Annotated in this window: 4 protein-coding genes; all 4 read right to left on the bottom strand. The window is 66.8% G+C overall.

Annotation, left to right across the window (positions count from 1 at the left end; translation table 11 throughout):
• A partial coding sequence (gene leuC, locus JHD67_RS20930; protein ID WP_199101081.1) for a 3-isopropylmalate dehydratase large subunit occupies positions 1 to 1,231 on the bottom strand: 1,231 nt, incomplete at its 3' end.
• Positions 1,228 to 2,232, bottom strand: a complete 1,005-nt coding sequence (locus JHD67_RS20925; RefSeq protein ID WP_199101080.1) for a branched-chain amino acid transaminase — start codon at positions 2,230 to 2,232, stop codon at positions 1,228 to 1,230. The genes leuC and JHD67_RS20925, both read right to left, overlap by 4 nt.
• A gap of 16 nt (positions 2,233 to 2,248) precedes the next feature.
• The gene (locus JHD67_RS20920; protein WP_199101079.1) at positions 2,249 to 3,844 is read right to left on the bottom strand and encodes a 2-isopropylmalate synthase; all 1,596 of its coding nucleotides are present in this window, start codon (positions 3,842 to 3,844) and stop codon (positions 2,249 to 2,251) included.
• A 372-nt stretch (positions 3,845 to 4,216) separates the two neighbouring features.
• Positions 4,217 to 4,858, bottom strand: coding sequence for a TetR/AcrR family transcriptional regulator (locus JHD67_RS20915; protein ID WP_199101078.1), 642 nt, complete (start codon positions 4,856 to 4,858; stop codon positions 4,217 to 4,219).
• Positions 4,859 to 4,986: the final 128 nt, after the last annotated feature.

The raw sequence follows: 4,986 nt of genomic DNA, 5'->3' as shown, positions 1-4,986 counted from the left end.
CGATGCACATGGAGCAGCCCGGCACGCGCCACTCCGCGCCGGCGGCGGTGAATACGTGGTGCAAGCCTTCGTTCTCCGCGTCGCGGCGCACCGCTTCGGAGCCCGGTACCACCAGCATGCGAACGCCCTCGGCCACGCGACGACCGCGCAGCACCTGGGCCGCTTCACGCAGGTCGGACAGGCGCGAATTGGTGCAGCTGCCGACGAACACCACGTCCACTGGCATGCCCTGCATGGGCTTGCCGGCTTCGCTGCGCATGTAGTCGAGTGCGCGCTTCTCCTGCGCGTTGCGGGCGGCCGGCACTGGCGTGTCCATGGCAATGGCCATGCCCGGATGCGTGCCGTAAGTGACGGTGGGGCGCACCTGGCGCGCGTCGATGCGTACTTCGCGGTCGTAGGTGGCGCCCGCGTCGGTGCGCAGTGCTTGCCAGCGTGTCACCGCCGCATCCCACGCAGCGCCTTGCGGCACGCGCGGACGACCCTTGAGCCAGGCGAAGGTGGTGGCATCGGGCGCAATCAAGCCGGCGCGCGCGCCCGCTTCGATGGACATGTTGCACACGGTCATGCGTTCGTCCATCGACATCGCCTCGATGGCTTCGCCGCGGTACTCGATGACGTAGCCGGTGCCACCGTCCACGCCGATCTCGCCGATGATGTGCAGGATCAGATCCTTGGCGCCCACGCCGGCCGACAACTGGCCGTCCACATGGATGGCCAGCGTCTTGGGCTTGCGCTGCAACAGGCACTGCGTCGCCATCACGTGGCCGACTTCGGTGGTGCCGATACCGAACGCCAGCGCGCCGAAGGCACCGTGGGTGGAGGTGTGGCTGTCGCCGCACACGATGGTCATGCCGGGCTGGGTCGCGCCCAGTTCGGGGCCGATGACGTGCACGATGCCGCGATCCGCGCTATCCCAGCCGTGCAGTTCCACACCGAATTCGCGGCAGTTGGTTTCCAGCTGTGCCACCTGCGCCTCGGCTTCGGCATTGGTGTAGGGGCGGGCGCCGTTCGCGTCGGCGGGCAGGGTGGGGGTGGAGTGGTCCAGCGTGGCCAGCATGCGATCGGGGCGACGCAGCTTCAGGCCGCGCTCGCGCAGTTCGCTGAAAGCCTGCGGCGACGTGACTTCGTGCACCAGATGCAGGTCGATGTAGAGGATCGCGGGCGTGTCCGGCGTTTCCGCCGCGACCACATGCGTGTCCCACACCTTCTCGAACAGGGTCCTGGCGCTCATGCAACGGCCCCCATCGAGGCGCGCTGCGGCTGCGCAGCGTGGCCGTGGATAGCTGCCTCCTGGTCCTGCTGGTCGGGAGCGCTCACGCCGGATACGGCGGTCAACCAGCCCCATTTGTCCTCGGTGCTGCCGTCGAACAGACCGAAGAAAGCCTTTTGCAGCGCGCGGGTGATGTCGCCCGGGCGGCCCTTGCCCACCGTCTTGCGATCCACCGAACGCACCGGCGTGATCTCGGCGGCCGTGCCGGTCATGAAGATTTCGTCGGCGGTGTACAGCGCTTCGCGCGGCAGGTCGCGCTCTTCCACCGCGATGCCCAGTTCACTGGCCAGGGTGATGACCGATTCGCGCGTGATGCCGGCCAGGATGCCCGCGCTGGTGGGCGGCGTGAGCAACTTGCCGTTCTTGACCAGGAACAGGTTCTCGCCCGCGCCTTCGCTCAACAGGCCGTTATGGCCCAGCGCGATGCCTTCGGCGTAGCCGCCACGGCGCGCTTCCAGTGCGATCAACTGGCTCGAGAGGTAGTTGCCGCCAGCCTTGGCCCAGCTCGGCAAGGTATTGGGGGCGGGACGATGCCAGGAGGACACGCACACATCCGCGCCATGCTCGATCGCATCGCCCAGGTAGGCACCCCATTCCAGCGCCATGATGGCCACGTCCACCGGCGAATCGCCCTTGGGCAGCACGCCCAGGCCGCCCGCGCCGCGGAACACGATGGGGCGCACATAGGCGGACTTCATGCGGTTGGCACGGATCACTTCGTGACAGGCCGCGTTGATCTCTTCCTCGCTGTAGCCGATCTCGATCTCGTACACGCGGGCCGATTCGAACAGGCGGCGGGTGTGATCGGCGAGGCGGAAATAGGCGGGACCCTGCGGTGTGGCGTACACGCGCTCGCCTTCGAACACGGAGGAGCCGTAGTGCAGTGCATGGGTGCTGACGTGGACCGTGGCCTCGGTCCAGGGTTTGATTTGGCCGTTGTGCCACAGGAATGGCGTGGTCATCGCTAGCTCCTTGGGTTTACAGATGCGCGACGGCAGCGGCCGGCTGGGCCGGTGCCTGTCGCTCGATGCGGTTGACGATGGCGAGGGCGGCCAGTGCGGTCGCCTCGATGATGTCGGTGCTGACGCCAGCGCCACGCCAGTCGCGCTCGTCGTGACGGGCGATCAGCTGGGCCTGGCCCTGCGCGTCGCCGCCTTCGCTCACCGCGCGCACTTGGAAGTGGGTGACGTCCAGCGTGGTGCCGGTGGCGCGTTCGATGGCGCGCAGCACGGCGTCCACCGGGCCGTCGCCAATGGCGGCTTCGCCCACGTCCTGGCCTTCGTCGTGCGCCAGGCGCACCGAGGCGGATGCACTGCCGCCCAGGTGCGAGTTGGTGTTGAGGTGCACCAGGCGCCAGGGGCCCGTGGCTTCCGGGTCCATGCCCAGCGCGATGGCTTCCAGGTCTTCGTCGTGCACTTCGCGCTTCTTGTCGGCCAGTGCCTTGAAGCGCGTGAAGATGTTGTCCATCGAGGCTTCGTCGGGGGTGTGGCCCAGCGTCTGCAGGCGCTGGCGCAGGGCGTGGCGCCCGGAATGCTTGCCCAGCACCAGGCGTGTCTCGCCCATGCCCACGTCCTGCGGGCGCATGATTTCGTAGGTGCCGCGGTGTTTGAGCATGCCGTGCTGATGGATGCCCGACTCGTGCGCGAAGGCGTTTTCGCCGACCACGGCCTTGTTGCGCGGTACGCCCTGGCCGGTGAGCTGGGTGAGCAGGCGCGAGGTGGGATACAGCTTGCGCGTGTCGATGCCGGTGTCGACGCCGTAGAACGCGCCGCGCACGCGCAGCGCCATCACGATCTCCTCCATCGAGGCGTTGCCGGCGCGCTCGCCGATGCCGTTGATGGTGCACTCCACCTGGCGCGCGCCGGCGGCCACGCCGGCCAGGCTGTTGGCGACGCCCATGCCCAGGTCATCGTGGCAATGGGTGGAAAAGATCACACGCTCGGCGCCGCGCACATGCTGGCGCAGGTAGGTAATCAGTTCAGCCATTTCAACGGGCGTGGTGTAGCCCACGGTGTCGGGCACGTTGAGCGTGGTGGCACCAGCCGCCACGGCGGCGCTGAACACGTCGACCAGGTACTCCGGTTCGGTGCGGGTGGCGTCCTCGGCGGAAAACTCCACCTCGTGGCACAGCGTCTTGGCGCGCTCGATGGCCGCGCTGGCGGTGTCGATGACCTGCTGCTGGCTCATGTTGAGCTTGTGCTCGCGATGCAGCGGGCTGGTGGACAGGAACAGGTGGATGCGGGCATGGCGGGCCGCTTCCAGCGCGCGGCCGGCGGCCTCGATGTCCTTGTCGTGGCAGCGTGCCAGGCCGCACACGGTGGGGCCGCGCAGCACGCGGGCGATCTCCGCCACCGAGCCGAAGTCATCGGGCGAGGCGATGGGGAAGCCCGCTTCGATCACGTCCACGCCGAGTGCCTCCAGCGCGTGCGCCATGCGGAGCTTGGCGCGACGGTCCATGGAGAAACCGGGCGCCTGCTCGCCGTCGCGCAGGGTGGTGTCGAAAATACGCACGCGTTCGGCGGCTACGTGAGTCACGTCGCTGCTCTCGCTGCTGGGTTGATCCTGGGGTGTCATTTTTGGCTCCGCTGGCACGCACCGTTGGGCAACAAAAAACCCCGCATCCGTTACCGGGTGCGGGGTTCTTTGGTCGTATTCAGGTTATTTCTGCTTTACCTGGACACACGCCCTCAGCCCGCACCTCCGTTGGTAATGAGGAGTACGAGTACAAGGGCAAGAAGGAGGTTGTTACGGAGTCGCAGCAGGCCCGCGACCGTCGGGAGACGGATCGGTTCGGCAATGCGATCGTGGCTGTTGCGCTGCGACATGCAATCGACCCTAACGGCGGCCGTTGCGGGTTGTCAACAGTTTCTTGTGAAATTTTCTGGGCGGCGTGTCGCGACGCACGTTCGGACGTCCAGATGGCCGTACGGTTTTTCCTTCATCGCCTCACGCGTACGTGCGCGTGCTCTCGCGCGTACCCGCAAGATCGTGCAAGTACAGCGTCAGGGCGCGCTGCAGCTGGGTTTGCGCGGCTTGTCGCAGCGCTACGGGTTGCTCCCCGTGCAGCGCCACGGCGGACTTCATCAATTGCTGCACTACCGTAGCGGCAGGTCGGAGATCACCGGCAGCGATATCTGGCGCGTGAATCGCCAAGATCTGACACAGGTAATCGCGCATGCGCTGACGTATGGTGCGCCCCAGCATGGAGGGCAGCGTCTGGGCGGCCTCCACCAGCACGACATAGGCGGGTTGCTGGCGGCGGTAGTCGGCGAACGTGCGCAATAGCCGCGTGGCCAATTCCTCGGTGGTCCAGCCCGGCGTCTGCGCCAGCAGTCGTTCCATTCGCGCATACAGCGCCTCGGCATGCTGGTGCAGCAGTGCCTCGGCCAACGCTTCCTTGGTGGGGAAGAACTGATACAGCGAGCCGATCGAGGCCTCCGCCTTGGCGGCGATCTCGGTCATGGTGGTGGCGTCGTAACCTTTTGCGACGAAGCAGTCGGACGCGGCGGAGAGCAGGGTCGCCACGCGTTCGTGACCGCGCCGACGCTGCGGTGCGCGACCGTTCTGGCTTGAATTACGTGAGGCCATCCTCATAAACTCCTATGTGAGGGCATCCTCACATATCTATCTTCGCACGGCGTCGTCGCGAATGATCTCCCGGGCTGCTCCCGGGGCCTGTCTCTTATACACATCTGACGCTGCCGACGACAACGTTC

Origin of the sequence: Dyella sp. ASV21 (assembly GCF_016428975.1) — a bacterium.
Classification (GTDB): Bacteria; Pseudomonadota; Gammaproteobacteria; order Xanthomonadales; family Rhodanobacteraceae; genus Dyella.
Note: the sequence above shows the minus strand (reverse complement) of the source record. Positions and strands in the feature narration are given on the sequence as shown.

Excerpts from the sequence above, each read along its gene's own strand:
- JHD67_RS20925 (WP_199101080.1), bottom strand. The coding sequence starts at position 2,232 with ATGACCACGCCATTCCTGTGGCACAACGGCCAAATCAAACCCTGGACC.
- JHD67_RS20920 (WP_199101079.1), bottom strand. The coding sequence starts at position 3,844 with ATGACACCCCAGGATCAACCCAGCAGCGAGAGCAGCGACGTGACTCAC.
- JHD67_RS20915 (WP_199101078.1), bottom strand. The coding sequence starts at position 4,858 with ATGGCCTCACGTAATTCAAGCCAGAACGGTCGCGCACCGCAGCGTCGG.